Genomic DNA, 25,855 nt, shown 5'->3' with positions numbered 1-25,855 from the left:
GAAGGCGTCCGCGCTGCCCGCGGGAAAACCGGCCGCGATCCGATGCGCTCCCCTACTTCGCCGCCTGCGCCGCCGGCGCGAACGAGCATTTCGGATCGTTCCTGCCCCGCGCCGAGCAGCACTCGAGCAGGTCGCTCACCGACTTCACGTTGGCCGCGTTCCATTCGTCGAGGCTGCGGTTGTTGTCGATCGGCATCCAGTGCGTCAGCGGATAGCTGCTCGCGAGCTGATTGCTGCCTTTCGGCGGCGGCAGCAATCCGGCCGCGAGCGGCACGTAGATCTTGCAGCTGTTCTGGTCGCCGATCCGGTGGCAGCCGATGCAGGTGTTGCCGGGCGTGCTGATCGCATGCGACGTCCACGACGCGAAATCGGCGCCGAGATTCACGTACTTGCCCCACGGATCGGTCGGCACGCGGTTCCATACCTGCCCGATCCATGGGCTGTACATGACGGGGCTCGCATCGTGGCACGACACGCAGCGCTTCGTCGCGGTCGCGGCCGGCTTCCACCAGAATTCCGCGGCCGACGGACGACCGGGCGGCGGCGTCTTCTCGTTCGGCGGCGGGACGCGCGACGCATCCATGCCGCCCGTGCCGCCCTTGTCCGCATGGAACCAGCAGGTCTTGCCGTTGCGCACCTGGTGCAGCACGATGTCGACCTCGTCGTAATACGGGCTGCGGTTATCGCGAATCTGCTTGCGACGGCAGAACGCCGAGATCTGCGTGTCGCCGTGCGACAGGTCGAGGATCTTCGAATACGGCGTGCATTGCCCGGACGTCGGCGCGTCGTACGGCAACAGCGCGGGGCGGTCGCACGTCATGTGCGCCGTGTACCGTACCGGCACGCTGCCGTTGACGGTGATCGGCACGTCGGTCCCGCTGTTGCAGTCGAACGCGGGAATCTCGCCGATTTCGTCGGTGCACTGCTGCGCGTATTCGTGCAGCGACGCATCGCCCCCTTCCGCGGCAAACGACGCGGGCGCGGCCAGCAGCACCGCCAGCGCCACGACGCAGGTTCTGATCGTCATGCCGCCTCCTTCGTGTAGCGCATCGCCACCTTGCGAATCGCCTCGATGTATTTGACGTAGCCGGTGCAACGGCACACGTTGCCGCCGACCCACGTTTCGATCATCGCGTCGAGTTCGGCGACGTGCACCGGCTGCGTGCGCAGATGATCGAGCATCGCGGTCGCGGCCATCAGGAATCCCGACGCACAGTAGCCGCACTGGAACGCGAACGATTCGAGAAAACTCTGCTGCAGCGGCGACAGCGTGCCGCCCTGCGCGAGCCCTTCGATCGTGTACACGTGCATGCCGGCCATCGCGCTGACCGGTGTCGAGCACGACAGCGTCTTTTCCATCGGCGCGTCGGGCGCGTTGCGCGTGCCGACCGTGCACGCGCGGCACACGCCGATGCCGCAGCACAGTTTCGTGCCCGTGAGATCCTGCCGCTCGTGCAGGAAATCGATGAGGTTCATGTCGCCGTCGGCGGCTGCCGCCTCGACGGGCTGGCCGTTGATGACCATGCGGACCGGATCGCTCATTGCAGTGCCTCCCGAATCTTGTCCGGCGTGACCGGCGTGACCCGGAACCGCCGTCCCGTCGCCATCGCCAGCGCGTTGAGCAGCGCCGGTGCGATTGGACACATCACCGCTTCCGCGATGCCGCGCGCGTTCGCGGGATCGTTGCCCGGCGGCGGCAGCGCGATCAGCTCCTGCGCCGGCACGTCGGGCAGGCGCGTCACCTCGTAGCGGTCGAGGTTCCATCTGCCGCCACCCGGCCCGTCCGGCCCGAGCGGGCAGGTCTCCGTCAGCACGTTGCCGATCCCCATCGCGACCGCGCCCTGCGACTGTCCTTCGACGAGTTCCGGCGACAGCTGCCGGCCGACGCTCACGGCCGTCACCACGCGCTCGACCTTCACGCGCCCGTTCGCCGGATCGACGGACACGCCGACGAGCGACGCCGACGGCGCATAGGTCGTGCGCCCGTACAGGGTCGTGTCGACCGGCGGCGCCTGCAGCGTGCGCGTCAGCGGCGTCAGGAAGTACGGGTCGAGGCCGACGGCCACGTAGTCGTAATCGATCTGCGCATTGCCGGACGCGAACGGATAGGTGCCCTTCCAGAAGTACCCGGCATAGCTCGCGTGCACGGCCGCCACCGTCTGCAGGCCCATCTTCGTGATCGTGCCGAGCAGCGCCGGCCATGGAATCGGCGCGAGTCCGTTCGCGACGAGCGCGCGATCGGCCCAGCGCACGTCCTCGGCACGCACCGGCACGCCCCACCATGCGCGCGCGGCCGGCAGCACGCTCTGCAGGAACAGCACCTGCGCCGCGCCCTTCACCGCGTGGTACTGATGGAACGCACCGAGACAGGCGCTCGACGAACCGTAGGTGTAGCGCACCGTCTTCGGATTGGTCGACGGATCGTTCGACCGCGACAGGCCGAGCACGTTGAACGGACCGATCTCGCTCATCGCAATCGTTTGAGCGTTCTGCCCGAGAAATTCGGCCGGCGCGAGACCCAGCGTCGTGGCCGCGCCGTTGCCCATGTCGGTGTACGGCGTGACCACGCGCAGCCGGCCGTCGGGCAGGATCTGCACCATTCCGAACATCCCGTCGCCGGACGTGCCGTATGCCTCGTTCGACATCGCGAGCCCGACGCCGTAGCGGAGATTGCGCGCGCCGCGCTCCGCACGGGTGCGTTCGTGGTCGCGCCACAGCGGATGCTGTTCGAGCCGGTCGAGCAGCGTGTCGAGTTGCAGGTCGAACAGGATCGGCGCGCCCGTGATCGCCCGGCCCTTGCCGAGGCCGGGCGCGTTGCCGAGAAAATTGACGCGGCGTATCGCGAACGGCGAGAGTCCGAGCTGCCGTGCGGCCTCGTCCATCAGCGTCTCGATCGCCATGAACGCCTGCGGGCCGCCGAAGCCGCGCTGCGATCCGCCGAACACTTCCCGCGTGTAGGTCGAGGCCGCCTGCGCGCGGGCGCGCGGGATCTCGTAGCAGCTCATCGCGCTCAGCGCGGCGAGCTGCGCGACGTACGGCGACAGGTTCTTCTTGCCGCCGCCGTTCATCAGGAAATCGCACGTGACCGCTTCGAGCTTGCCGCGGCGGTTGAACCACAGCGATTCGGAAAACTGCGTCTCGCAGCGCTTCAGCCCGACCTGGAACTGCTCGTAGCGCGACTGCTGCCAGCGCAGCGCGCCCTTCGCGAACGGCGCGGCGAGCGCCAGATAGAGCGGGAAATAGGATTTGTCGCGCCCGCCGAAGCCGCCGCCCGGATAGCACGCGATGATGTGCGCTTCCTTGACCGAAACGTCGCTGCCCTTGAACAGGCCGAGCGCGCCGGACGCATCGTCGTTCGCCGATTGCGTGCCGAGCACGAGGCTCATTTTCGCGGTGGACGCGTCGTACCACGCCAGCCCCGCTTCCGGCTCCATGAACATCGGGTCCATCGCCGGCGTCTCGAAGCCGTCGTTGCCGGTCGCACGCACGCCGATCCACGCGCCGGCGGCCGCGTTGCGGGCAATCGTCGCGTCGATGTTGGCGACCGCCTCCTCGCGCTCCTTCAGATACTGCTCGGTCGGCGCGCCGCTGCTGTCGGCCTGGTAGTTGTCGACGTAGTTGAACCGGCGTTCGTCGTCGCGCACGTAAATGGTCACGGGCGAATACGGTACGGCCTGCGCGTCCGTCGGGCGCGTGACCGGTGCGCCGTAGCGGATCACGCTGCGGTTGAAATCGAGCAGCTTCTTCGCGCGCCGGTAGACATCGAAGTTCTCGAAGATCAGCAGCGCGGCCGGTTGCCCGTAGCAGTCCGCCGCGTAGCCGGTTCGCGCGAGCCAGTAGATGTCCTGGTGCGCGATCGGATCGGCGACGGGCGCGAGCGGAATCTGTCGCGCGGTGAGCAACGCGTTGTCGACGACGGCGATCGGCCGCAGCTCGGCCGGCAGCACGCTCAGGTCGTAGCCTTCGTACACGGCGTCGATCCGGTCGCACCGGATCGCATAGAGCCAGCTCTCCTGCTGCGGCCAGCCGACGAAGTCGCGCGACTTGAAATCGCGTGCGTAGATTTTCTGGCCCGTGATCTTCGGCATGCCGTCGATGCGCCAGCGCGCCTTGCCGGGCACCGGCGCCCACGCGGGCCCGGTCGCGCCGTCCTCCGTCTGTTCGGCGGCGCCGAGCGCCAGCGCCGGCAGATGGGTGATCGAGATCGCGACGACCGCGCCGCTCCCGGCCAGCTTCAGGAACGTCCGGCGTGTGACAGGCAGATCGATGGGCATGCTGTGTCTCTCGTTCGATTTGTTATGCCGGCACCGCCGATGCACGACACGCGTCGTCACGCCGGCCGCGTGCGGGCCGCCTTGCGTGTGCGTCGGCGTGCGAAAGCGTCGTTGGTGCGGAAAGGCTCGGGCGGGCGCGGTGGCGCCGGCGGTCAGGAACCGGGAGGAAGCGGACCGGGGAAAGTGCGCGGCGGATTCGCGGGGCCGTCCCACGCCTGTGAACACCTGCTCGATGAAGCGTCAGGCAGCCTGCTTGCCATTGCGTGCTTGTTCATGTGTCCCCCGGCCTTGATCGTGCGTGACTGGCCTGTTTTCCGTATTGTCGGGCAGTCGCCTGATTTTCAAGTGTTCTTGTTCGGTCTTTCCGGTACGTGCAACGACTGGGGCATTTGTACCGTCATGCGAGTTTGATTTTGAATAATGTAGAAATTCGAGCCAGATATTTCAAGGAGATTTTCGGTGACGTGCACGGTGCCGGCACGGGCTGCGCACAGGTTGGCGGCTGGCGCACCGACAATTACAAAATACTTTCCGGGGATTCGGCCGTTTCGTCGAATGCCGCTTTTCCCGCGATTCGCAAAAAAGAACGGGAAGCAATTGCAATCGACAGCGCAATGAACAATCCCGCTCATTATTGAATTTTCTCGATGACGGGTATTCATCCATGCAAAGCTGCATTCATCCGTGCCATGCGATGCCGGCAACGCGGCCTCGGGGGTTAGCAGTAGGGGGCAGCCGTGAAGGCGGTGGACTACGGCTTGTTCCATGGCCGACCATGGGTCCAGGATGCATTGACGCCGCTATGGTCAGCCTGTCTCGCGGCGCCGCCTGGGGAGGGAGCCTCCATGAAGCCTGTCGTCGTGCCGGCCGGCAGCCGGGTCGGGCCGGCACGCACAATCCGTTTCGATGAACGCGCCGCGGCACCGGCGCGCCGCTCAATGCGTCATGCCCACGAACGTCGGCAGCAGGATGCGATAGACGTGGATCATCGCCGGCCCGAGCAGCACCAGCATCAGCGACGGGAAGATGCAGAAGATCAGCGGGAACAGCAGCTTCAGCGCGATCTTCGCCGCCCGCTCCTCCGCACGCATCCGCCGCCGCGTGCGCAGCAGGTCCGACAGCACGCGCAGCGATTCGCTGATGCTCGTGCCGAAGCGGTCGGCCTGGATCAGCATCGTGCAGAACGACTCGATGTCTTCCACGCCCGTGCGCAGCGCGAGATTGCGCAGCGCGGTTTCCTTCGTGAAGCCGGAGCGCATCTCGAGCAGCAGCAGGTCGAGCTCGCTCGCGACCACCTCGCTGTTGAACCGCAGCTCCTCGCTGACCTTCATCAGCGCCGCATCGAGCCCGAGCCCGGCTTCGACGCACACGGTCAGCAGGTCGAGCGCATCCGGGAATTCCTCGAAGATCTTCTGCTGGCGCACCTTGATCCGCTGCGACAGCACGATGTTCGGGACGTAGTAGCCGATGCAGGCGAGCACCACGAGGATCACCGACAGCACCGCCCGCTCGTCGCCGAGCGGGGTCGTGATCAGCACCAGCAGCGCCGCACACGGCAACGCGAGCGCCAGCACCGTCTTCGCGGTGAAATACAGCGCGGCCGCGCCCTGGTTGCGCCAGCCGGCATTCATGAGCCGGATGCGCAGCGGCGAACTCTCCCAGCCGTCCTTCGGCACCGACAGCTTCGAGATCGGGGTGGACAGCTCGACCAGCTTCGCGACCCAGCGCGACGACGCGTCGTCGCCGCCGGCGCCCGCGATGGCGCCCGCACCGGCTCCGCCGGCCTGCTGGATCCGGCGCTGGATGCTGCGCGGCGCGAACAACAGCATCGCCACGAGCACACCGCCGGCCACGAAGATGAACAAGCCGCCCAGCATCACGGCCTGGACCACGCTCAGGTTTTGCATGACAGCCTCGCTACGGTTCGTTATACGGCTCGCGCGTCAGACGCGAATGCGGACAATGCGGCGGATCCAGAGCAGGCCGAACGCCATCGACACCAGCATCACGCCGACCATCCTGATCCCCGCCGGATCCTCCCAGAGCACGGACAGGAACTCGCGGTTCAGCAGTGCGATCGCCCCTGCGGTGCCGAACGGCAGCAGCCCGAGAATCCATGCCGACAACCGCCCTTCCGCCGACAGCACGCGCACCTTGTCGAACAGCTTGAAGCGCTCGCGGATCAGCCCGGCGATGCTGTCGAGCAGCTCGGCCAGGTTGCCGCCCGTCTCGCGCTGGATCAGCACCGCGATCACGAAGTACCGCAGGTCCTGCGCCGGCACGCGCGTCGCGAGGTTCATCAGCGCGTCGTGCAGCGACACGCCGTAGTTGACCTCGTCGAACGTGATCCGGAATTCGCCGCCCATCGGATCGGGAAACTCGTCGCTGACCATCCCGATCGTGCTCGTGAACGAATGACCGGAGCGCAGCGCGCGCGCAATCATGTCGCAGATGTCCGGCAGCTGACGTTCGAGCTTGCGCATGCGGCGCCTGCGGCAGCGCATCACGTACATCGTCGGCACGCAGGCGGCGAACAGCGCGATCGGCAGCGCGGCCAGCTGCGGCAGCGTCGCGAAGCTCAGCGCCAGCCATGCGAGCGCCGTGTACACCGCACTGAGCACGAGCAGCTTCGGCAGCGTCCAGTCGAGGCCCGATTGCTGGATCACGAGATCGAGCGTCCGCACGCGCGGCAAGCGCAGCAGCATCCGGTCGAACGGCCTCGATTCGTCGAGCATCCGCTTCTTCAGGATCGACAGCCGCTCCTGCTGGATGCTGCCGCCGGCCGACATCGCGCGAATGCGCGATTCGATCCTTCGCGCGGCGGAGCCGTGCCGCGCGTTCCACCATTGATACCCGCCTTCGATCGCGAGCACGACCGCGACGAAGGTGAGGATCACAAAACCGTAAAAGATCGTGTTCATGAGGGTTCCCCGGCAGCAAGCGGCGCCATGTCGTCAGTCCGTCTCGTAGCGCTGGGACGGGTCGTACAGCGAATCCGGCAGGTTGATGCCGAACGCCTGCAGCCGCTCGACGAACTTCGGCCGTACGCCGGTCGCGCAGAAGTGGCCGCGGACCGTACCGTCGCGATCCACGCCCGTGCGCCGGAACGTGAAGATCTCCTGCATGTTGATGATGTCGCCTTCCATCCCGGTCAGCTCCTGGATGCTGACGATCTTGCGCTTGCCGTCCGTCAGCCGCGCCGCCTGCACGACCACCGAGATCGCCGATGCGATCTGCTGGCGCATCGTCTTCGGCGGCAGCGCCAGGCCCGAGATGCTGATCATGTTCTCGAGCCGCGTCAGCGCGTCGCGCGGCGTGTTCGCGTGGATCGTCGCGAGCGAGCCTTCGTGGCCGGTGTTCATCGCGTTGAGCATGTCCAGCGCTTCGGCGCCGCGCACTTCGCCGAGGATGATCCGGTCCGGACGCATCCGCAGCGCGTTGCGCACCAGCGTGCGCTGCGTGATCTCGCCCTTGCCCTCGATGTTCGGCGGGCGCGTCTCGAGCCGCAGCACGTGCGGCTGCTGCAGCTGCAGCTCGGCCGCGTCCTCGATCGTCACGATCCGTTCGTTGCGCGGAATGTAGCCGGACAGGATGTTGAGCAGCGTGGTCTTGCCGCTGCCGGTGCCGCCCGACACCAGCACGTTCACCTTCGCGCGCGACAGCGCGTCGAGCAGCTCGGCCATCGGCGGCGTCAGGCTGTGGAAGCGCACGAGGTCGTCCATCTTCAGCGGGTTGACCGAGAAACGCCGGATCGACATCAGCGGCCCGTCGATCGCGGAAGGCGGGATGATCGCGTTCACGCGCGAGCCGTCCGGCAGCCGGGCGTCGACCATCGGGCTCGATTCGTCGATGCGGCGCCCGACGCGCGACACGATCTTCTCGATCACCTTCATCAGGTGCGCGTCGTCGTAGAACGTCACGTCGGTCAGTTCGAGCTGGCCGCAACGCTCGACATAGACCTGCTTGTACGTATTCACGAGGATGTCGGAGATGCCGGGGTCGCGCAGCAGCGTTTCGAGCGGGCCGAAGCCGAACATCTCGTCGTACACGTCGATCGCGAGCTGCCGCCGCTCGATGTCGTTCGCGGGCAGCCGTTCATCGTCGAGGATGCGCGCGATCAGCACGCCGATCTCCATGCGGACCGAATCCTGCGGCAGCCGCGACAGGCGCTCGAGCTCGACGCGTTCGAGCACCGCCAGGTGAATCTCGCGGCGCAGCTTCTGGTATGCGTCGCGCACCGACGAATGGGCCGGCCCGGACGGCTCGTTGCCCGCCGTCAGCGGCTGGGACCGTTGCAACGACATCTGTTCGCGCAATGACATGATGGTTCCCCGAGAGATTTACATGGACTTGAGCTTCGGCGCGGCCTTGCGGCCGAACAGCCGGGACATCAGCGGTTCGCTGCGCGTCGCGCCGTGCCCCGCGCGCACTTCCCCGTCGACGAGTTGTTTCGCACACCCCTGCAGCGCACGCACGATCGTCGAGCTGCGCGCGAGCCGCGATACCGGATGACCCTGGTTGATCGCCTCGAGCACGGTCTCGGCATCGTCCGGAATCGTGCACGCGGCCTGCAGGCCGAGCACTTCCTCGAGCGCGGTGCGGGTCCGGTCGCTCGCGCGCGTCGCGCGGTTCACGATGAGCCGCAACTGGTCGGTCGAGTAACCGAGCGACACGAGGATCTCCAGCAGCCGGCGGCCGGCACGCACGTGCGGCATCGCGGGCTGCAGCACGATCTGGATCTGGTCGCTGCGATCCAGCGCGACCATCGTCAGCGGAGTGATGCCGACGCCGACGTCGAAGATCACGAAGTCGTAGCGCGGCGCGGCAACGCCCAGGATCCATTCGAGCGCGTCCTCGCGCATCTCGGCGGCCTTGACCGGGTCGCCGGCGCCGGCGAGCACGTGGAAGTTCTCCGTCACGTGCGCCACGCTCGCATCGAGAAACGCGCTGTCGAGCCGTTCGATCTGCGCGCAGAGCTGCGGCAGCGTCGACGGCGGGGTTTCGTCGCTGACGAGGAACGCCGCATCGGCGAACTGCTGGTTCAGGTCGATCAGCAGCACGCGGCGCTTGAAACCCTCGGCGATCTCGAACGCGATGTTGCTGGCCGCGAAGCTCGTGCCGGCCCCGCCCTTGCATGACATGAACGAGACGATCCGCGTGTCCTCGGTGTCGCGCCGCGTGCTTTGGGCAGCCGCGCGCTCGAGCGCATTGCGCAGCGCGTTCGGGTCGAGCGGCCATTGCAGCACGTCGCGCGCGCCCGCGCGCATCGCCTCGAGCAGCACGTGCGGCGACGCGTCCGCCGTCACGAGGATGCAGGTCAGGCCCGCGTGCGCGCGGCAGATCCGCTCGATCGCCGACAGCTCGAACGCGTCGAGCACCGTGCCGTCGATCAGCAGGATGTCGAACGCGTCGAGCCCGTCGGTGCGATGCTCGATCTGCGACGGGCGGCCGGCCGCACGGGTCGCGCGATAGCGGCCGCAGTCGGCCACGAGGCGCGCGATCTGCGTGAGCCGCGCGGTGTCGTCGGAAGCTACGAGGATGTTGATCATGTCGTGTGCCTCGTCTGTTCGGTTAATTGCAGGCTGAGCCGCCGGTCGATGAGGTCAGGCTTTCGCGCGGCAGTGTCGTCGTGAACGGCGGCATCGTCACCGAGACGCTCATGAACGGGATCATCGTCTTGACCGTGACGTTCGTGACGCTCACGGTCACGAACGCGCAGGAGGTCACGTCGCAGTTCGCCGGCGAGTAGTTCACCGACACGTTCGCGTTCGACAGCAGCGGCAGCAGCGCCGTCACGCGCTTTGCCACGCCGGCCGCGTTCACGTCGCAGACCACCGCGGTGCGCGCGCCGAGGCGCACGGCCTCGCTCGCGGTGTTCCAGTAGAACAGCACGCGGCCGAATTCGAAGATGCCGAGCAGCAGCATGATCAGGACCGACGCGATCAGCCCGAACTCGACGATCGCCGAGCCGCGCTGGGCACGCCGGCGCGACGGCGGAACATTGCGCGCGCTCATGACACTTGCCTCATCACGGTGATGATGTTGCTGAACGGGATCGACGTGATGCCCGGGTACACGGGGATCGGCTGGTACTTGTAGCCCTTGATCTTCACTTCGACGACGTTGATGGCGCCCGACGCCGTGCCGCTCGCCGAGTTGTTGCTCGCGTCGTAGGTCGGCAGGTTCGAAAACTGCGACGGATCGGACGCATCGCTGCAGCCGGTCGTATGCTGCGCGTCGCAGATGATCACCATCGACGTCGTCAGCCCCGGTACCAGCTCGGTGCCCGAGGCGCCGCACGTCGTGCTGCCGTAGACGACGAGGCATTGGGCCTGCGACACCGGATACGCACTGTCGGTCGGCAGCCAGATCGACAGGTAGCGCGCCGCATCGCGCGTTGCCTTGGTCAGCGTCTCGTACTGGTAGATCGCGCGGCCGAACTCGGCCACGCCGGTCGCCAGCAGGATCATTGGCATCAGCACGAGCGCGAACTCGACGGCGACCACGCCACGGGTGCGCGAACGGCGAAACGGGAGCCTTTTCATGATCGCCTCTCTGCTATTGAACGAGCATCGGAACCTGGGTGCCGGACGCGCTGCCGCCGCCGGGCAGGCCATGGGTCGCGCACGGGTTGTTGCCGGAAACCGACGAGCCGAGGTATTCGAGGTGCGCGACGACCGCGCCCTGGCCGGGGCTGAACGGCACCGGATCGAGCATCAGCACGCAGTCCCATTGCGTGACCTGCACCTTGCCGCTGTTGCCGTTCAGCGTCGAGCAGTCACCCTCCGGCGCGAGCGCGACGCGGCGGTCGCCGCCGTAGGTCTGGTAGTTGCTCGCCGTCACGGTGCCGTTGGTGGCGATCCCGCTGCCCGCCGGCGGCGCGCCGTCGCCCTGGTAGGGTTTGAAGGTCGTGCGGTCGGTCACGAACTGCGTATAGGCGTCACCCTTGATGCCCGCGGTGCCGGGCGGCCCGTAGTTCGGGCCGACGTACGCGTAGCCGGTGAAGTCGGGCTGGCCGCTCGACCCGTTCGCCCCGTTCGTATAGATGCCGAAGCGCGTATTCCAGGCCCGCAGCGACGCCGACTTCAGGCCCGTGGTACTGAGGGCGGGCGGGCTCGTGATGTTGCAGGTGTTGCCCGACAGCTCGCTCGCGAGCGTCGTCTCGTTCGTCGAGCCGTCGAGCGCCGCCCAGCCGAAATTGCCGGGCCCGTAGGTCGTCGACGAGCCGGACGGCGACGTGATCCACGCGCCGACGCTGTAGGCCGGCGACCCCGTCGTGCGACACACGAACACCGGAATCGCGCAGGTCGTCTGCCCGGAGCCGACCGTCGCGATCGCGCTGGCCGATACCGTGGCCGCGTTCGCGAGCTTCGTGCCCGGCAGCACGTTCAGCACCTCGATGAACCAGTTCGCGATGTTGCTCAGCGACGCGGTGCACTGCACGTACTTGATGTTCGCCGGCGTCGTGACCGAATTCTTCGTCAGGAACGCATCGGTCAGCGAATCGCTGAACGTGACGTTCGCGTTCGTCGACATCTGCACGGCGTTGTTCTGAAAGAACACGAAATTCAGGTGACCGGCGGCGATGCCGTCGGCCTCGGCCACCGACAGGCTGATGGCCGAGGTCAGGTCGCGCGCAGCGGACAGCGCGCAGGAATCGGCGCTGTTCTGCAGCTCGCTGCGCGTGACGTACAGCTTGCCGAGATCCAGCGCGAGGCCGACGAACCCGATCATCACCGCCAGTGCGAGACCGACGATGATCGCGACGGCACCGCGCTGGCGATGCAGGCTGCGACGCGTGATGTTCGGATAGCGGGCTGCGCGGTTCATGGCGTTCTCCCTGAGCATGCCGGTCGTTACTGGGTTGCCTTGCCGATGCCGATCACGAATGCATTGGTCGGCGGATCGATCTGCTTGAACGACTTGTCGTAGTTGTCGAGCGCAGCGGTCGCCGCGCCGCCGTCGACCACCGCCGGCGCCGCCGCATGTTCCGCGGCGTGCGGATCGATGATCTGGGCCTTCATCACGGCGTGGACCGAGTCGCCGAAGCGGGTGTCCCACACCGGGGTCGACGACATGCAGCCGGCAAGCGCGAACGCGAGCGGGACGGCGAGCGCCGCACGGCGCACGAATACGAGATAGGCGGTTTTCATGAGTGTCCCCTTGGATGGCTCAGCGATCGGTGGGCTCGGCGTCCGAGCGCGCGATCTGCGCGCGGGCGGCTGCCGGCACCCGGTGCTTCGGTCGTGCCGCCGGCTGGGCCGGCGCATCGGGGCCGGCCGCAGCGAGGCGCGCGGCGGCGGCTTCGATGTGCGCGACGCGGGCCGCGTTGGCCGCGTTGGCCGCGTCGGACTGCGGCGCGGCGGTGGCGACCGGCGCGGGCGTCTTCTGCGGCTCGGCCGGTACCGGCGGCTGCGCGGTGGCGTCCTGCGGTGCGCGCGGCGCGGGCAGCGCGGCGGCCGGGCCGGCCGGCGCGTCCGGTTGCGGCGCCGGTGCCGGTGCGGATACCGGTGCCTGCGGCGCGGCGGCAGCGCCGTTCGCGGGTTGTGCGGGCTGCGCGCCTGCCTTGCGGACGCCGCCACGGCCTTCCATGTTGCCCGTCGCATACACGTCGGCTTCGTTCGGCTTCGAGAAGCTGTCGGTCGGCAGCGGCACGTCGGCGGTCTGCAGCGGCTTCACCAGGTGCGGCGTGATCAGGAAGATCAGCTCGGTGCGGTCCTGCTGGAACGACGTGCTGCGGAACAGCGCGCCGAGCACCGGCACTTCGCCCACGCCCGGGATCGCCTTCAGCGCGCCGGTCACGTTGTCCTTGATCAGCCCGCCGATCGCGAACGATTCGCCGTCGCTCATCTGCACCGTCGTCGACGCGCGACGCGTGGTGATCAGCGGCAGGATCGACGTGCCGCCGATGTTGGTCGCGCTCAGCGTGACGCCCGTCTGCGACAGCTCCGACACCTCCGGCGCCACCTTCAGGCTGATCCGGCCGTTCGCGAGCACGGTCGGCGTGAACTTCAGCGCGACGCCGAACTCCTCTTCCTGCAGCGTGATCGTCGACGTGCCGTTGCCGCTGCTCTGCGGAATCGGGATGAAGATCTTGCCGCCGGCGAGGAACGTCGCTTCCTGGCCGCTGATCGTCACGAGATTCGGCTCGGCGAGGATCTTGACCAGGTTGTCGGTGTTCTGCGCGTCGGCCGCGAGGTTGAACGGCTTGTTGTTCGCCTTGCTGAACGCGACGCCGCTCGCGACGCCCGCCAGCAGGTTGCTGACCAGCGCGCCGCTCCACGATCCGAAGCCGCCCTGGATGTTGAGGGCGCTGCCCATCTGGTTGATCAGCGTCTTCGACACTTCGGCCACCTTCACTTCGAGCATCACCTGCTGCGGCGACGTGACGGCGAGCATGTTCAGCACACCGCCGCCGCCCGGCTTGCCGCCCGCGGCCGGATCCCCGGTGCTGTCGCTGTAGGCGCGCGCGATCTGCACCGCCTGCTGCGCGGCCTGCGAGCTCGACACGGTGCCCGACAGCACGATCGTGCCGGCCGCGGTCGTCACACGGATGTCGCGTTCGTTCGGCATCAGCTGCAGCAGCGATGCCTGCAGGCCGCCCGCATCGGCGCCGACCGCCACGTCGATCACGCGGCATGCGCCGCTTCGGCCCTGCACGATCATGTTCGTCGTGCCGACCGACAGCCCGAGGATGTAAAGCGTCTGCGGCGACACCATCGTGGCCTGCGCAACGGCCGGGTTGCCGATCGTCCGGTTGCGGACCGGCTCGGGCATCGGCACCAGCAGCGATTTGCCGAGCGGCACGCTGACGCTGGTCGATTCGCGCACCGCGCCGACGCAGTTCGGCCCGCGCAGCGGCCCCGTCGACGCGGCGGGCGCGGCGGCCGGCACCGGCCCCATGCTGATCGTCATCTGCATCGGCCCCTTGCCGACCGCGGCCGGCGCGCTCGCACCGCCCTTCGTCAGCACGGCCGACTCGGCGCCTTCCTGCGCGAGTGCGCCATACACGGTCAGCCATCCCGAACAGAGGATCGCGGCCATCATCGTGCCCCGTGCGACGCGTGTCCGCAGTGGGCCGGTACCTGTACGTTGCGGTTTGATCTTCATTTCGTCTGATCCCCCGAGAGACCGGCGCCGTGCCGGTTATCGACTTCCAAGGCCGCCGCGCGTTGCGTGCGGCCGATCTGTTTGTGCTGGTCTGGTCTGCTTCAGAAACACTCGACGCTGCCCTTCACGCCGGTCAACACGCCGACGCAGTCGCGTCGCGCTTCCGGCGCGTGCGACGCGACGCGCACGCGGACGGTCCGCACACGGACGGGTGCCGGCGGCGCTTCGGGAGCGGGTTCCTTGCCGAGCAGCGTCACCTTGGTGGCGCCATCGGTATTCAGCGTCTTCTGGTCGACCTGGTTGCGCAGCACGAGCGACAGCGTGCCGACACTGCGTGCGAGGTCGAGCCGCTCGGCCTGGTCGGGCGTGACTTCCAGCGTCACCGCATTGACGACCTTCGGCGCCGTGTCGTCGCGGCTGACCTGCTGCGCGACGGCGAGCACGAGGATGTGCTCGAGCACGATCTTCGAGATGCTCTGCCCGTCGGTCTTGCCTTGTTGTTCCTGCGTGTTGACGATCACGTCGACGTAGTTGCCGGGCAGCGCGAAGCCCGCGACGCCGACCACGTCGTTCACGCGCACCGTGATCGCACGGCTGCCGTCGGCGATCACCGCGGACAACCCGCCTTTGGTGCCGATCGGCGCGAGCTTCGACTCGATCACCGGCTCGTCGCGCGACAGGCTGGTGCGCACGACGCGCCCTTCGAGGGCTTTGGTATCGGTGAATGCGCCGGTCGGCACGCTGCCCGACGGCCAGCTGACCATGCGGATCTGGTTCGGCCCGAGCGGTTCGCCCAGGTTCAGGTCGGTGGCCGCCACCGCTACCCGCGTGACCGAACTCGTGGATGTCTGCACCAGCCAGTGGGCCGCGAACACGACCGCGGCAAGACCCGCGACCATCGCGACGACCAGCATCATGACCGCTCGACTGTTCTTCATGGCAATGCTCCTCGACGAATCGTGAAAGAAACCGCTCAACCGGTGACGAACGTGCGGCCACCGCGCTCGACGGGCGGCGGATGGCTGCCGTCCCGTTCGGGCGCGCTACCGAAATAACTCGCCCATGCGTCGTACAGCGCGTCGTGCGTCACTTCGGGCGGATCGCCGCGATAACGCGCGCCGGCGGCCACGAGACGCAGCAGGTCCGCCGGGAAACAGGCGAGAAACGCCTTGCCGGTCGGCAGGTGCAGCCGATGCAGCAGGTAGTCGAATGCATCGCTCGCGGATACGAGTCCCAGCGATGCGCAGGCGGCTTCGTACACCGCGCGGTAGTCGTCGATCGACATCGCACCGACGTGCAGCTTCGAGCCGAGGCGGCGCAGGAACGCGTCGTCGCAGAACTGCTCCGGCGACAGGTTGCTCGAGAACACAGGCCAGACATCGAACGGCATCACGAAGCGGTTGCCGGATTCGAGCGTCATGAAATCGACGCCGCGATCGAGCGGGCGCAGCCAGCGATTGAGCAGGTCGCGCGGCTCGACGCGCTGGCGGCCGAGATCGTCGATGACGTACATGCCCATGTTCGCCTTCATGTGCGGCGGCGCCTGGTAGAAGCCCGCCGCTTCGTCGCGGCGCAGGTCGAGTTCGTCGAGCGTCAGTTCGCCGCCCGACATCACGACGGGCCGCCGGCATAGGCGCCAGCGGCGATCGACCGACTGGCCGCCGGCATGCGGTTCGACATCGACGTGCACGAGCGGGTCGTAGACCTGGATCACTTCGCCGGCCGCGCAGATCGCGTACGGCACCGGCACGTAGCCGTGCATCAGCGTGCCGAGCCGCTCGGCGAGGAAGGTCTTGCCGCTGCCGGCCGGCCCGTAGATCAGCAGCGGCCGCCCCGCGTTCAGCGCCGCGGCCGCCGCGTCGAGGACCGACGTGTCGATCACGATGCCTTCGAACGCGGCCCACACGTCGTGCTGGACGATGTGCAGCTTGCGCACCGAGTGCGTGTCCAGGCACGCGAGGTACGCGTCGAGCGTCACCGGCGCGGGCCCGCTGTAGCCGCTGCGCGCCCGCTCCTCGAGCGCGAGCACGCGGCCCGCGTCGGTGAGGCGAAAGCGCACGTCGAGATCGGTTGCGCCGCGATGCGTGAGCTCGACGAGATGCTCGCGCACCAGGAAAGCGAAGACGTCGTCGAGCACGGCGAGCGGCAGGCAATGCCGTTCGACCAGGTCGCCGTACGACGGGCGGCCGAGCATCAGCGTCGACTTCAGCACGAGGCCGGCGACGAACGACATGCTCAACCCGGTTTCCTCGAGGGAACGCGGCGCCGCTGGCAGCGGCGCGCCGCGCTTCGTATGGGCTTCCCGGGACGGCAGCGGATCGGGCAGCCGTGCCACCTGCGCGTCGCGTCTCGGTTCGGTGTGGTTCGTGTTCATGGTCGTTCCATCCTCGTTGCCGATGCGTCGCGCTAGGCGCACGATGCGAACAGCATGCCCAGCGTGCCGGCCGCGATCGCCACGCCGTACGGCAGCGTGCCGACCGAGACGATTTCGACGGGGCCGTCGGCGGCCTCGCCGCGCCCCCCTTGCGAGCGCCGCACGATCAACGCGCGCACGTTCGCCCACATCCGGCGCATCCGCCCGCGCAGCAGCGCATAGGCGATGGCGCCGATCCCGCCGGCCACGAAGGTGGCCAGCACGATGTAAAACGTCATTTCCGCACCGACCCACGCGCCGATCGCGAGCATCAGCTTCACGTCGCCGGCAGCCATCCCGCGCAACAGGTAGAGCGGCAGCAGCAGACCGAAGCCGGTCGCGGCGCCGGCAAGCCATTCGAGTGCGCCGGCCTGGACGCCGTGCAGGAGGCACTGGACGACCAGCGCGCCGGCGAGTCCGGCCGCGACGAGGCGGTTCGGAATGCGGCGGGACGCGATGTCCGTGCCGGCCGCGGCGACCGCGAGCAGCGTCACGCACAGCGGAACCGGGTAAGGCGGCGCAACGGGCAACATGGCGGACCTCGCGGATCGAATCGAAGCATCAGGGTGATGGGCTGCGCGGGACGGTTCGATCGCTGCACCGGCCGAACCGTCCGCACGCTCTGCTTTCCAATGGCGTCACACCGCCGCGGTCAGGTCGGCAGCGATCGTCGTGAACACGGTCTTGAGTTCCGTGCCGACTGCCGTCACCGCCACGATGATGCCGACGGCGATCAGTGCTGCGATCAGGCCATACTCGATGGCGGTCACGCCGTCTTCGTCGCGAACGAAACGGGCGGCTTGTTGAATGAACTTGGACATGGTGATCTCCTTGCGTGGTGACTTTCAAAGACCTCGCGTGCCGGCTGGTCGGTCGACCGTGCATCGATACGTCGAGGCATGCTGTTAATGCCGTGTGGTGGCGACGAGCGATTCGGATACTGCGTTCGTCGTACCGTCCATCAGAGTGCTGTTACCGCCGAGTCCAGATCTGCTGCGATCGTGCTGAACACCGTTGACAGATCCGTACCGATCGCCGTCAGCGCGACGACGATGCCGATCGCGATCAGTGCAGCGATCAGGCCGTATTCAATGGCCGTCACGCCGTCCTGATCCCGGACGATCCAGGCGATCTTTTCGATGATCCTTGACATGAGTACTCTCCTTTCGGACTGCTATGAAATACCCTTCGTCGTTCAGGACGTCGGGGATGGGCACCACCGGCACTACTCGTGAAAGCGGGACGCGACGCTCAGCTGCGGGAACAGGGATGCACACCCCTGTCCGTACGAACGGGTATCAGTGAAGCGGAGCGCGAAAGAGGCGTGAACGGTTCGACCAGCCGGATGAACCGGGCATGCCGATCGACCGGAACGGCACGACGGCCGTTCGACGCGGGGAATCCAGTTGAACGGGAGATGAACTCCCGGCAAAGCTGCAAGGTGTCTTTAACGCGGCTTGCGATCCGCGATGTGCTTTGGTCTTTCATTTTTATTCCCCATATTCTGCCGTGCCGATTTCTTATTGCCCTGACGATACCGGGTCTCATGGGTCATTCGACGCTGACTTTCGCGGTTCGTCGACCTGGAGCTGCGTGTTCCCCGACGCGCCCCGGCCGTTCTTTCCGCAGGTGATTCCGAAGCCGGTTCCGTCTGCTTTCTTGTCGGAACCGGCCGGTCATCCCGTCGTCGACTGCCGTGCCACCGCTTACGCAAAGAGCGGACCAGTCCGGGCCGAATCGAGGCGTATCAAGGGTTCCGGCCGACCATGCCTGCCGCCGCAAAGGGTGCGATGAACGAAATGTTTCAAATTTGATATATCCGCACCCTCGATCGGGGAAGCGTCGATACGCACGCCGTCGCGATGCACAAGGGGTCCAAAAAATTTTCTCGGGATTTTCCCGGACGCAACGATCCGCTCGCGCGTCGCGGGATCGGCGACATGCGAACCCGGTGCAAAACGCGGAATGTTTCAAGCGAGAAACACGCAACCCGGCGAATGCGTTTTCTCATACCAGAAATAGCGGTTTTCACGCTTAACGCTGAACAAATTAAATGGCTGTCCACAGGTCGCGGTTTGCATCGTGCGATTTTTTCTTCAACAATGAATTCACCGGACAACGCCATTTCAGAGCGATTCGATCCGCAGGCACGACAACATCGAACGGCTGTGACAGACCACGCAGCCACTACGACAGACGGGGCATCATGTACACGGCCAATCGAGGAACGCGCGATCGCGCAATACGCTGTGCCCAATGGCTGACAGCCGACCGGATCATTCCGTACAGCTGCATCATGCTGATGCTCTTCGCCGCATTGCTGGCCGTATGGGGCGTCGTGACCGACGGCTTCACGTCGAACGGCACCGCCCGCCCGGGTCTCGACTTCTCCGTCTTCTGGACCGCATCGCATCTCGTGTTGCAAGGCCATGCCGCATCGGCCTACGACGCGCCGTCATTCCTGCAGGCCGAGTTCGCGCACTTCGGTGCGTATCTGCAAAACCGGCCGCTTCCCTGGCTCTATCCGCCGACGATGCTGCTGTTCATCGCGCCGGTTGCCCTTGTGCCTTTCCTGCCCGCTTACTTCCTCTTTTCCGCGGGCAGTCTTTTATGCTACGCGCTCGCCGTCTCGCGGTTGTCGGGATTGCGCGCGCATCTTCCCGTGCCGCGCGCCGCGGCGCTCGTGATGGTCGCGTACTCGGCGGTGTGCCTGTCCGCGCTGTTCGGACAGAACAGCATCCTGACCGCCGGCCTCGCCGCGCTTGCGCTGCACCTGCTCGGCAAACGCCCGGTCGCGGCCGGCATGCTGATCGGGCTGCTCGCGATCAAGCCGCAGCTGGCCGTGGTCTTCCCGTTCGTGCTGATCGCGACGCGTGCATGGCGCGCGTTCGGCGCCGCGGCCATCAGTGCCACGCTGTTTGCGGCCGCCGGGATCGCGCTGACCGGCACCGGCGCGCTGCACGGGTTGAGCGACGCCGTCGCGACGGTGCGCACCCAGCATTTCATGCTTCCGTCGTACTGGCTGGCTTCGCCGACGCCGTTCGCCGCGCTTCGGCTCGCGGGTATATCGGTGCCGGCCGCGCTGGCCGCACAGGCCGCGATCGCACTGCTCGCGATCGCGGCGGCCGTCGACGTCTGGCGCCGCACGACGGACATGCGCTTGCGCGCCGCCGTGCTGTCGGTCGCCACGCTGCTGACCACGCCGTATCTGTGGCATTACGAACTGACATGGCTCGGCATCGCGATCTTCTGCCTGATCGCCTACGGTCTCGACGCGGGCTGGCTGCCCGGCGACCAGGGCGTGATCGTGCTCGCATGGCTGCTGCCGATCTTCGAGATGCTGAACCGCTTGATGAAGCTGCCGCAGATCGGCCCCGTCGTGCTCCTCGCCGTCCTGTTCGTCGTCGTTCGCCGCAGCGCGCGGTGCACGCCCCGGGAGTCGTGATGAAGATGCCCCTTTCCGTGCGCCACGCGCATCCGGCGATGGACGCGCATCCGGAACTGCCGATCGCCGGCCCGCGCCGTTTCCCGCACTGGCTCAACGGCCGTCGCGTGCGTCTCTATGCGGGCGCGGTACTGCTGACCGAGCTGCTGTTCATCGGCATCTACATTGCGCGGATGTACCTGAACCCGGCCGCCGGGCTGATCCCGCTGTCGCAGGACTTCTCGGCGATCTGGAGCGCGGCGTGGCTCGCCGCGCACGGGCATGCGGCCGACGTCTGGAATTTCCACGCGCTGTTCGCGATCCAGCAGCACGCGATTCCGGCGATGAGCCTCGACGACGGCGCGCTGCTGTGGCTCTATCCGCCCAGCATGTTGCTGCTGGTCTTGCCGCTCGGCTGGCTTCCGTACTCGCTCGCGGTCGTGCTCTGGCTCTCGGCCACCTATGTGCTGTTCGCCGCCGTCATCCGTGCGATCGTGCAGCGCGGCGCCGCGTGGCTGTGTGCGCTCGCCTTCCCTGCCGCGTTCGTGACGCTGATCGTCGGGCAGACCAGCCTGTTTACCGCCCTGCTCGGCGGCCTCGGCCTGCTGCTGCTGAATCGCCGCCCGGTCTGGTCCGGCATCTGCTTCGGCATGCTGATGATGAAGCCGCAGATTGCCGTGCTGTTCCCGCTCGCGCTGCTGTGCGCCGGCCAATGGCGGGCGCTGGCCGCGTGGGCCGTGACGATCGCCGGCTGCGCCGCGCTCGCGACGTTCGCATTCGGCGTCGATTCGTGGATCGCGTTCGCCCACGAGATGCATGACGTCTACCGGATCGTCGGCGCAGGCCACGCCAAGCTCGCGCGGATGCCGACCGTGTTCTCGCTGGCCACGATGGCGGGCTGGCCCGGCTATGTCGCCGGCACGCTGCAGCTGCTGTCGGCCGCGGGCGCCGCGATCGCCGTCGTCTACGCCTGGCGCGGCGCCTGTTCGTACGCGCTGCGCGCCGCGACCCTCGTGTGCGCATGCCTGCTCGTCAGCCCGTACCTGTACGACTACGACCTGACCTGGTACGGCCTCGTGATCGCGTGGTACGCACGCTATGCGTGGACGCACGGCTGGCGGCGCTTCGACCGCGAATGGCTGATGCTGATGTGGCTGCTGCCCTTCGCCGGCCTCTCGGTCATGCCGCATCTGTCGTTCCAGTTCATGCCGCTCGTCACGCTGGCATCGCTCGCGCTGCTCGTCAGTCGGATTGCGCAGGAACGGCACGACGTGCCGTCGATGCCCGACGCGCGCGACCACTCGACCGAGACCGGATTCATGCATCCGGTCCGGCCGCACCACCGCCCGGCGTACGGAATGCGCCGAACCGGCCGCCCGACCATCGGCGTCGACCGGTAAAACGACGTTACAGGGGAGTCATCATGCGGGCACCACTCTATACACCGCTCGTTTCGCTGGTCGTGCCGTTCTACAACGAAGGCGAGGCCGTCGAGCGCTTCTTCGACGTCGTGATTCCGTTGCTGACCGCCATCGACGCGATCCGCTTCGAGATCGTCTGCGTGAACGACGGCAGCCGCGACGACACGCTGGAACGCCTGGTCCGGATCGGCGCCACCGAGCGGCGCGTGCGCGTGATCGACCTCACCCGCAACTTCGGCAAGGAAGCGGCGCTCACGGCCGGCCTCGACGAAGCGGCCGGCGACGCGGTGATCCCGCTCGACGCCGACCTGCAGGACCCGCCGAGCCTGATTCCGGTGATGATCGAACACTGGCGCGACGGGGCGGAAGTCGTCGCCGCGAAACGCACCAATCGCGCATGCGATTCGTTCGCGAAGCGCACCGCCGCCGCGATCTACTACCGCGTGCACAACCTGCTGTCGGACGTGAAGCTGCCGGAGAACGTCGGCGATTTCCGGTTGATGGACCGCAAGGTCGTGAACGCGCTGCGCAGCCTGCCCGAACGGCACCGCTTCATGAAGGGGCTGTTCGCGTGGGTCGGCTACCGGACCGTGATCGTCGAGTACCAGCGCGATCCGCGCAGCGCCGGACACTCGAAATTCTCCGGCTGGAAGCTGTGGAATTTCGCGCTGGAAGGCATCACCAGCTTCAGCACCGTGCCGCTGCGCAGCTGGACCTACATCGGCGTCGGCATCGCCGCGCTCGCGTTCCTGTACGGTTCGTTCATCATCCTGCGCACGCTGCTGTTCGGCAATCCGGTGCTCGGCTATGCGTCGCTGATCTCGGTCACGCTGTTCATCGGCGGCATCGAGCTGATCGGGATCGGCGTCGTCGGCGAATACGTCGGGCGGATCTACGACGAATCGAAGCAGCGGCCCGTCTACCTGGTCCGCCGCCGCTACCAGGCGCACGGCAAGGTGATCGAACTCCCGGTTGCACGCGATGCGCGCCGCCAGGCCGCGCGCCGGCGCGTGCAGCCGGTCCGTACGCGGGTCGGGGCACGCTGACGCGCGGGCGCCATGATCGGCCTGCTCGATGCCGAACGCACGAGGCTCGTGCGCTTCGGCGTGTCGGGGCTCTGCTCGACCGCGATCCACGCGCTGGTCGCAGCCGCGATGTTCGCGCTGCTCGACGCGACGCTGGTGGCCGCGAACGCGGTCGCGTTCGTGTGCGCCACCGCGTTCTCGTACCTGGCGAATACGCTGTGGAGCTTCTCGTCGACGGTACGCGCGCGCAACGCGACGCGCTTTTTCGCAGTCACGCTCGCCGGGTTCGTCGAGACGCTGCTGCTTGCCCGGGCCGCCGGCGCACTCGACCTGTCGCGCGCGACGAGCGTCGTCGCGATCGCGCTGCTGATCCCGCCGACGACATTCCTGCTGCACCGGTTCTGGACGTACCGGTAAGCGGCCACCCCTCCTTTCCGCCTGCCCCGCCGATAATCGGCCATTCACCGGCGAATCAATTAACAGATTCAATGTCGTTATATTTATGTAACGCATCGATTCGATTAATTCCGATTTTGAAATTACCAAATGAAAATGTTTTAACGACCCTGTTTACCTTTACAGGTTTCGGAATTAACCAAACGGGATAATCTGCATTCGCCGTCGCCACAGCCCGTGCCGAACCTGGCGCCAAGCCTTGCGGAACAAGGAAATGGCGGCTGCACGAAGCAATTCGAGCAACGATAAGTTCCATTACTTCAAACGGGAGCTTCCATGTCACGCGTAACCGATGTGCTCGTTTCGTTCGATACCGAAACCATCCTCAAAAAATATCCGAATCCCAGCAAGAATCCGGCCGCCCCGACGCTGATCGACTGGCACTACGTCTATATGGTGACCAACCAGGACAACGTCATTTCCGGGCAGGCGGGCGGCGAGCTCGACCTGAAAGCGCAGGTCGGCGACCTGATCCGCTGGCGCGAAACGAGCCTGTCGCTGGGTTTCGAGAACCAGGTGGTGTTCTACAAGTTCATCGGCAACGTCGGCAACGACCTGATCTCGACGCCGACGCCGCGGGTCGCGGAAGCGTCGATTCCGGTGCCGAACACCAGCAAGCCGGAAGTGCCGACGTGCCAGAAGGTCGCGAACTACTACTGGTCGTCGGAATGCCTGAAGGTCGGCCGCGTGACCTACCACTTCCAGTTCCAGATCATCGACCGCAACTGCCAGAGCCAGGGCTGCTTCTCGTGGGATCCGTTCATCTCGATCCATAACTGATCGCGGCACGCGGGCGGCCGTGCCGCGGCCGCCCGCACCGCTCCCTTGTTGCGGAGGAGGTGCTCATGTCTGGTCTTCGTTGCGATGTACTCGCCGTCATCGACGCCGTCACGCTGCTGTCGACCTACCCCGACGCGAGCCGGGACGCCCACGCGCCGACCGTGATCGACGGCCGGCACATCTACGTGCTGAGCCCCGGCGAGGCCGGGCAGGTCGGCCGCAATGACAACCGGCTGTTTGCCGGCCTGTCGCCGGGCGACCAGCTTCATCTGCGCGAAACCGCGCTGGCGCTGCGTGCCGAGGTGAGCGTGCTGTTCGTCCGGTTCGCATTGAAGGACGCCGGCATCGTCGCGCCGCTCGAAGCGGAAATCCGCGACGCCGCCACGCCGGTGCCGGACGGCGACGACCTGCTTCAACCGTCGTGCCGGCCGGCGAAGGATCATTTCTGGCGCAGCGAGGCGCTGGCCGCGGGCACGACCGCCTGCACCGCCGATTTCGCCGTGCTCGATCGCGACGGCGCCGTGTCGGGCTACTTCCGCTGGGAAACGACGATCGAGATCGGCGGCAGCCAGCCGGACACGAAACAGCCCGACTTCAAGCCGTCGTCGGACCGCAACGGCCACTTCAACCTGCCGCCGAATACCGGCTTCAAGGCGACCTTCTACGCGAATGCCGCCGACCGGCAGGCCCTGAAACTGTTCATCGACGATGCGCCGGAACCGGCCGCGTCGTTCGTCGGCAACGGCCAGGACGGCGTCAGGCAGTTCACGCTGAACTCGAAGGGCGGCCGGATCCGGATCGAGGCATCGGCCAACGGCAGGAAATCCGCGACCGATGCGCGCCTCGCGCCGCTGTCCGCCGGCGACACCGTCTGGCTCGGCTGGCTCGGGGCCGAGGACGGCGCCGACAACGACTACAACGACGGGATCGTCATCCTGCAGTGGCCGATTACCTGAGCCGGCTTCAGGTGCGCGGCAGCCCCGGCGGATTGGTCTGCGACCGGTCGATCGCCTCGGCATCGAGGCTCCAGTGATCGAGCGCCTTCCGGTAGCTGCCGTTCGCGATCAGCGCATTGATCGCGAGCGTCAGCGGATCGGCAAGGCCGCTGCCCTTCCTCGTCGTGATCGCGATGTCCGCGGTACGCGGCCAGCCGCCGCTGACGGTGCCGATCAGCTTCGCGTCGCCGCGCAGCGACGCCTGGTACGCGAGCATCGAATTCACGCTGAAGATCGTGTCGACGCGGCCCGACTGCAGCGCGACCCAGCGCTCCGCCGCATCCGCGTAATACTGGATCGCGACCGGCGCGAGGCCGCGCGCGACGTTCTGCCGGTTCCATTCGAGCAGGATCTTTTCCTGGTTCGTGCCCGAATCGGTCACGACGCGCAGTCCGGCGACGTCCTTCGGCTCGCGGATCGCGGCCAGCCGGCTGCCGTTCTTCACGTAGAAGCCCAGTTGATCCTTCCGGTAGGTCGAGAAGTCGAACTTCTCCTTGCGCTGCTCGGTGACCGTCACGTTCGAGATCACCGCGTCGACCTTGCCGGACTGCAGCGCGAGCGGCCAGTCGGCCCATGCGAGCGGCACGATCTTCAGCTTGCGGCCCGCGCTGTCCGCGATGAGCTGCGCGAGATCAGGATCGAAGCCGACCACCGTGCGCGCGTCGGTCGCATAGGTGCTGAGCGGCGGGAGGTTCGGCGCGATGCCGATCGTCAGCGTGTTCGCCTCGGCAAACCTGAAACTCCCCGGCAACGCCTGCTCGACCGCCGGGTTCACTGCGCCGCGCTGCCGGCCCGGTTGCTCGGGGCTCAGGTCGAACGGCGCGGCCTGCGCGGCGGCGAGGTGCCCGGCGATCAGGACGGCGGTCAGCACGCGGGCGACGCCCGCGACGGGAAAAGCGCTTCTTCTCATGTCTTCCGGAATCCTTTTTTATTCGATGTGGCGGGGAGAAAACGCGG

General features: G+C 67.0%; 26 protein-coding genes. 7 read left to right on the top strand and 19 right to left on the bottom strand.

All coding sequences use genetic code 11. The features are described 5' to 3' along the window. Positions 1-52 precede the first annotated feature (52 nt). The 3 genes from AC5LXK_RS33760 to AC5LXK_RS33750 are packed head-to-tail and all read right to left on the bottom strand — an operon-like array spanning position 53 to position 4,274. Positions 53-1,027 carry a hypothetical protein gene (locus tag AC5LXK_RS33760; protein WP_493394956.1) on the bottom strand — a complete coding sequence of 325 codons (975 nt, stop codon included), beginning with the start codon at positions 1,025-1,027 and terminating at the stop codon, positions 53-55. After that, a complete protein-coding gene (locus AC5LXK_RS33755; protein ID WP_493394955.1) occupies positions 1,024-1,542 on the bottom strand; it encodes a (2Fe-2S)-binding protein in 519 nt (172 codons plus the stop codon). Before AC5LXK_RS33755 ends, AC5LXK_RS33760 begins: the two co-directional genes overlap by 4 nt. Beyond that, positions 1,539-4,274 carry a xanthine dehydrogenase family protein molybdopterin-binding subunit gene (locus AC5LXK_RS33750; RefSeq protein WP_493394954.1) on the bottom strand — a complete coding sequence of 912 codons (2,736 nt, stop codon included), beginning with the start codon at positions 4,272-4,274 and terminating at the stop codon, positions 1,539-1,541. The genes AC5LXK_RS33755 and AC5LXK_RS33750 overlap by 4 nt, the downstream gene beginning before the upstream one ends. A 371-nt stretch (positions 4,275-4,645) precedes the next feature. Here AC5LXK_RS33750 and AC5LXK_RS33745 point away from each other — a divergent pair, with 371 nt between their 5' ends. After that, positions 4,646-4,912, top strand: coding sequence for a hypothetical protein (locus tag AC5LXK_RS33745; protein ID WP_493394953.1), 267 nt, complete (start codon positions 4,646-4,648; stop codon positions 4,910-4,912). 297 nt (positions 4,913-5,209) lie between these two features. On the opposite strand, the gene AC5LXK_RS33740 is transcribed toward AC5LXK_RS33745, so the two are convergent. The 14 genes from AC5LXK_RS33740 to AC5LXK_RS33675 all read right to left on the bottom strand — a co-directional run bounded on the left by AC5LXK_RS33740 (position 5,210) and on the right by AC5LXK_RS33675 (position 17,950). Then, positions 5,210-6,181 (bottom strand): type II secretion system F family protein, encoded by a 972-nt coding sequence (locus AC5LXK_RS33740; protein ID WP_493394952.1) that lies wholly within the window; start codon positions 6,179-6,181, stop codon positions 5,210-5,212. A 36-nt stretch (positions 6,182-6,217) separates the two neighbouring features. Continuing rightward, complete coding sequence (locus AC5LXK_RS33735) at positions 6,218-7,195, bottom strand: type II secretion system F family protein (RefSeq protein ID WP_493394951.1); 978 nt, start codon at positions 7,193-7,195, stop codon at positions 6,218-6,220. Between the two features lie 33 nt (positions 7,196-7,228). Then, complete coding sequence (locus AC5LXK_RS33730; protein WP_493394950.1) at positions 7,229-8,596, bottom strand: TadA family conjugal transfer-associated ATPase; 1,368 nt, start codon at positions 8,594-8,596, stop codon at positions 7,229-7,231. Positions 8,597-8,614: 18 nt separating this feature from the next. After that, positions 8,615-9,823, bottom strand: coding sequence for a CpaE/TadZ family protein (locus AC5LXK_RS33725; protein ID WP_493394949.1), 1,209 nt, complete (start codon positions 9,821-9,823; stop codon positions 8,615-8,617). Between the two features lie 22 nt (positions 9,824-9,845). Further along, complete coding sequence (locus tag AC5LXK_RS33720) at positions 9,846-10,289, bottom strand: TadE/TadG family type IV pilus assembly protein (RefSeq protein WP_493394948.1); 444 nt, start codon at positions 10,287-10,289, stop codon at positions 9,846-9,848. Then, a complete protein-coding gene (locus AC5LXK_RS33715; protein WP_493394947.1) occupies positions 10,286-10,819 on the bottom strand; it encodes a TadE/TadG family type IV pilus assembly protein in 534 nt (177 codons plus the stop codon). The genes AC5LXK_RS33720 and AC5LXK_RS33715 overlap by 4 nt, the downstream gene beginning before the upstream one ends. A 13-nt stretch (positions 10,820-10,832) precedes the next feature. Then, positions 10,833-12,104: a TadE/TadG family type IV pilus assembly protein gene (locus AC5LXK_RS33710; RefSeq protein ID WP_493394946.1), complete on the bottom strand. Its 1,272-nt coding sequence runs from the start codon at positions 12,102-12,104 to the stop codon at positions 10,833-10,835. 26 nt (positions 12,105-12,130) lie between these two features. Continuing rightward, positions 12,131-12,427: a hypothetical protein gene (locus AC5LXK_RS33705; RefSeq protein ID WP_493394945.1), complete on the bottom strand. Its 297-nt coding sequence runs from the start codon at positions 12,425-12,427 to the stop codon at positions 12,131-12,133. Positions 12,428-12,446: 19 nt separating this feature from the next. Then, the gene (locus AC5LXK_RS33700) at positions 12,447-14,384 is read right to left on the bottom strand and encodes a type II and III secretion system protein family protein (RefSeq protein ID WP_493394944.1); all 1,938 of its coding nucleotides are present in this window, start codon (positions 14,382-14,384) and stop codon (positions 12,447-12,449) included. Positions 14,385-14,485: 101 nt separating this feature from the next. Further along, positions 14,486-15,322 (bottom strand): Flp pilus assembly protein CpaB, encoded by an 837-nt coding sequence (cpaB, locus tag AC5LXK_RS33695; protein ID WP_493394943.1) that lies wholly within the window; start codon positions 15,320-15,322, stop codon positions 14,486-14,488. Between the two features lie 35 nt (positions 15,323-15,357). Next, positions 15,358-16,758 (bottom strand): DUF8689 domain-containing protein, encoded by a 1,401-nt coding sequence (locus AC5LXK_RS33690; protein WP_493394942.1) that lies wholly within the window; start codon positions 16,756-16,758, stop codon positions 15,358-15,360. 32 nt (positions 16,759-16,790) lie between these two features. Continuing rightward, the gene (locus AC5LXK_RS33685) at positions 16,791-17,330 is read right to left on the bottom strand and encodes an A24 family peptidase (protein WP_493394941.1); all 540 of its coding nucleotides are present in this window, start codon (positions 17,328-17,330) and stop codon (positions 16,791-16,793) included. 105 nt (positions 17,331-17,435) lie between these two features. Continuing rightward, complete coding sequence (locus AC5LXK_RS33680) at positions 17,436-17,618, bottom strand: Flp family type IVb pilin (protein ID WP_175014427.1); 183 nt, start codon at positions 17,616-17,618, stop codon at positions 17,436-17,438. Between the two features lie 140 nt (positions 17,619-17,758). Then, positions 17,759-17,950, bottom strand: a complete 192-nt coding sequence (locus AC5LXK_RS33675; RefSeq protein ID WP_493394940.1) for a Flp family type IVb pilin — start codon at positions 17,948-17,950, stop codon at positions 17,759-17,761. 1,053 nt (positions 17,951-19,003) lie between these two features. Here AC5LXK_RS33675 and AC5LXK_RS33670 point away from each other — a divergent pair. From AC5LXK_RS33670 to AC5LXK_RS33655, 4 genes are read left to right on the top strand one after another with little or no spacing between them, the layout of a single operon-like run. Further along, on the top strand, positions 19,004-20,242 hold the full coding sequence (locus AC5LXK_RS33670; protein WP_493394939.1) for a glycosyltransferase family 87 protein: 1,239 nt from the start codon (positions 19,004-19,006) through the stop codon (positions 20,240-20,242). Continuing rightward, positions 20,242-21,621 carry a glycosyltransferase family 87 protein gene (locus tag AC5LXK_RS33665; RefSeq protein ID WP_493394938.1) on the top strand — a complete coding sequence of 460 codons (1,380 nt, stop codon included), beginning with the start codon at positions 20,242-20,244 and terminating at the stop codon, positions 21,619-21,621. Before AC5LXK_RS33670 ends, AC5LXK_RS33665 begins: the two co-directional genes overlap by 1 nt. Positions 21,622-21,644: 23 nt before the next feature. After that, entirely contained in the window at positions 21,645-22,688 is a 1,044-nt protein-coding gene (locus AC5LXK_RS33660; protein WP_493394937.1) for a glycosyltransferase family 2 protein, read from the top strand. A 12-nt stretch (positions 22,689-22,700) separates the two neighbouring features. After that, positions 22,701-23,084 (top strand): GtrA family protein, encoded by a 384-nt coding sequence (locus AC5LXK_RS33655; protein ID WP_493394936.1) that lies wholly within the window; start codon positions 22,701-22,703, stop codon positions 23,082-23,084. A 55-nt stretch (positions 23,085-23,139) separates the two neighbouring features. Here the strand turns inward: AC5LXK_RS33655 and AC5LXK_RS33650 are convergent, their stop codons facing one another. Then, positions 23,140-23,379, bottom strand: coding sequence for a hypothetical protein (locus tag AC5LXK_RS33650; RefSeq protein ID WP_493394935.1), 240 nt, complete (start codon positions 23,377-23,379; stop codon positions 23,140-23,142). A 20-nt stretch (positions 23,380-23,399) separates the two neighbouring features. Here AC5LXK_RS33650 and AC5LXK_RS33645 point away from each other — a divergent pair, with 20 nt between their 5' ends. Continuing rightward, positions 23,400-23,903 (top strand): inclusion body family protein, encoded by a 504-nt coding sequence (locus tag AC5LXK_RS33645; protein ID WP_023475068.1) that lies wholly within the window; start codon positions 23,400-23,402, stop codon positions 23,901-23,903. A 65-nt stretch (positions 23,904-23,968) separates the two neighbouring features. Then, on the top strand, positions 23,969-24,859 hold the full coding sequence (locus AC5LXK_RS33640) for an AidA/PixA family protein (RefSeq protein WP_493394934.1): 891 nt from the start codon (positions 23,969-23,971) through the stop codon (positions 24,857-24,859). Positions 24,860-24,866: 7 nt separating this feature from the next. Here the strand turns inward: AC5LXK_RS33640 and AC5LXK_RS33635 are convergent, their stop codons facing one another. Beyond that, positions 24,867-25,808 (bottom strand): ABC transporter substrate-binding protein, encoded by a 942-nt coding sequence (locus tag AC5LXK_RS33635; RefSeq protein ID WP_493394933.1) that lies wholly within the window; start codon positions 25,806-25,808, stop codon positions 24,867-24,869. Between the last annotated feature and the right edge of the window lie 47 nt (positions 25,809-25,855).

Source organism: Burkholderia pulmonis, from assembly GCF_984667975.1.
The sequence above is the reverse complement of the archived record's forward strand: the minus strand, read 5'-3'. Positions and strand labels throughout refer to the sequence as shown.

Coding starts and splice junctions, on each gene's coding strand:
- AC5LXK_RS33760 (WP_493394956.1), bottom strand. CDS start 1,027: ATGACGATCAGAACCTGCGTCGTGGCGCTGGCGGTGCTGCTGGCCGCG.
- AC5LXK_RS33755 (WP_493394955.1), bottom strand. CDS start 1,542: ATGAGCGATCCGGTCCGCATGGTCATCAACGGCCAGCCCGTCGAGGCG.
- AC5LXK_RS33750 (WP_493394954.1), bottom strand. CDS start 4,274: ATGCCCATCGATCTGCCTGTCACACGCCGGACGTTCCTGAAGCTGGCC.
- AC5LXK_RS33740 (WP_493394952.1), bottom strand. CDS start 6,181: ATGCAAAACCTGAGCGTGGTCCAGGCCGTGATGCTGGGCGGCTTGTTC.
- AC5LXK_RS33735 (WP_493394951.1), bottom strand. CDS start 7,195: ATGAACACGATCTTTTACGGTTTTGTGATCCTCACCTTCGTCGCGGTC.
- AC5LXK_RS33730 (WP_493394950.1), bottom strand. CDS start 8,596: ATGTCATTGCGCGAACAGATGTCGTTGCAACGGTCCCAGCCGCTGACG.
- AC5LXK_RS33725 (WP_493394949.1), bottom strand. CDS start 9,823: ATGATCAACATCCTCGTAGCTTCCGACGACACCGCGCGGCTCACGCAG.
- AC5LXK_RS33720 (WP_493394948.1), bottom strand. CDS start 10,289: ATGAGCGCGCGCAATGTTCCGCCGTCGCGCCGGCGTGCCCAGCGCGGC.
- AC5LXK_RS33715 (WP_493394947.1), bottom strand. CDS start 10,819: ATGAAAAGGCTCCCGTTTCGCCGTTCGCGCACCCGTGGCGTGGTCGCC.
- AC5LXK_RS33710 (WP_493394946.1), bottom strand. CDS start 12,104: ATGAACCGCGCAGCCCGCTATCCGAACATCACGCGTCGCAGCCTGCAT.
- AC5LXK_RS33705 (WP_493394945.1), bottom strand. CDS start 12,427: ATGAAAACCGCCTATCTCGTATTCGTGCGCCGTGCGGCGCTCGCCGTC.
- AC5LXK_RS33700 (WP_493394944.1), bottom strand. CDS start 14,384: ATGAAGATCAAACCGCAACGTACAGGTACCGGCCCACTGCGGACACGC.
- cpaB (WP_493394943.1), bottom strand. CDS start 15,322: ATGAAGAACAGTCGAGCGGTCATGATGCTGGTCGTCGCGATGGTCGCG.
- AC5LXK_RS33690 (WP_493394942.1), bottom strand. CDS start 16,758: ATGAACACGAACCACACCGAACCGAGACGCGACGCGCAGGTGGCACGG.
- AC5LXK_RS33685 (WP_493394941.1), bottom strand. CDS start 17,330: ATGTTGCCCGTTGCGCCGCCTTACCCGGTTCCGCTGTGCGTGACGCTG.
- AC5LXK_RS33680 (WP_175014427.1), bottom strand. CDS start 17,618: ATGTCCAAGTTCATTCAACAAGCCGCCCGTTTCGTTCGCGACGAAGAC.
- AC5LXK_RS33675 (WP_493394940.1), bottom strand. CDS start 17,950: ATGTCAAGGATCATCGAAAAGATCGCCTGGATCGTCCGGGATCAGGAC.
- AC5LXK_RS33670 (WP_493394939.1), top strand. CDS start 19,004: ATGTACACGGCCAATCGAGGAACGCGCGATCGCGCAATACGCTGTGCC.
- AC5LXK_RS33665 (WP_493394938.1), top strand. CDS start 20,242: ATGAAGATGCCCCTTTCCGTGCGCCACGCGCATCCGGCGATGGACGCG.
- AC5LXK_RS33660 (WP_493394937.1), top strand. CDS start 21,645: ATGCGGGCACCACTCTATACACCGCTCGTTTCGCTGGTCGTGCCGTTC.
- AC5LXK_RS33655 (WP_493394936.1), top strand. CDS start 22,701: ATGATCGGCCTGCTCGATGCCGAACGCACGAGGCTCGTGCGCTTCGGC.
- AC5LXK_RS33650 (WP_493394935.1), bottom strand. CDS start 23,379: ATGGAACTTATCGTTGCTCGAATTGCTTCGTGCAGCCGCCATTTCCTT.
- AC5LXK_RS33645 (WP_023475068.1), top strand. CDS start 23,400: ATGTCACGCGTAACCGATGTGCTCGTTTCGTTCGATACCGAAACCATC.
- AC5LXK_RS33640 (WP_493394934.1), top strand. CDS start 23,969: ATGTCTGGTCTTCGTTGCGATGTACTCGCCGTCATCGACGCCGTCACG.
- AC5LXK_RS33635 (WP_493394933.1), bottom strand. CDS start 25,808: ATGAGAAGAAGCGCTTTTCCCGTCGCGGGCGTCGCCCGCGTGCTGACC.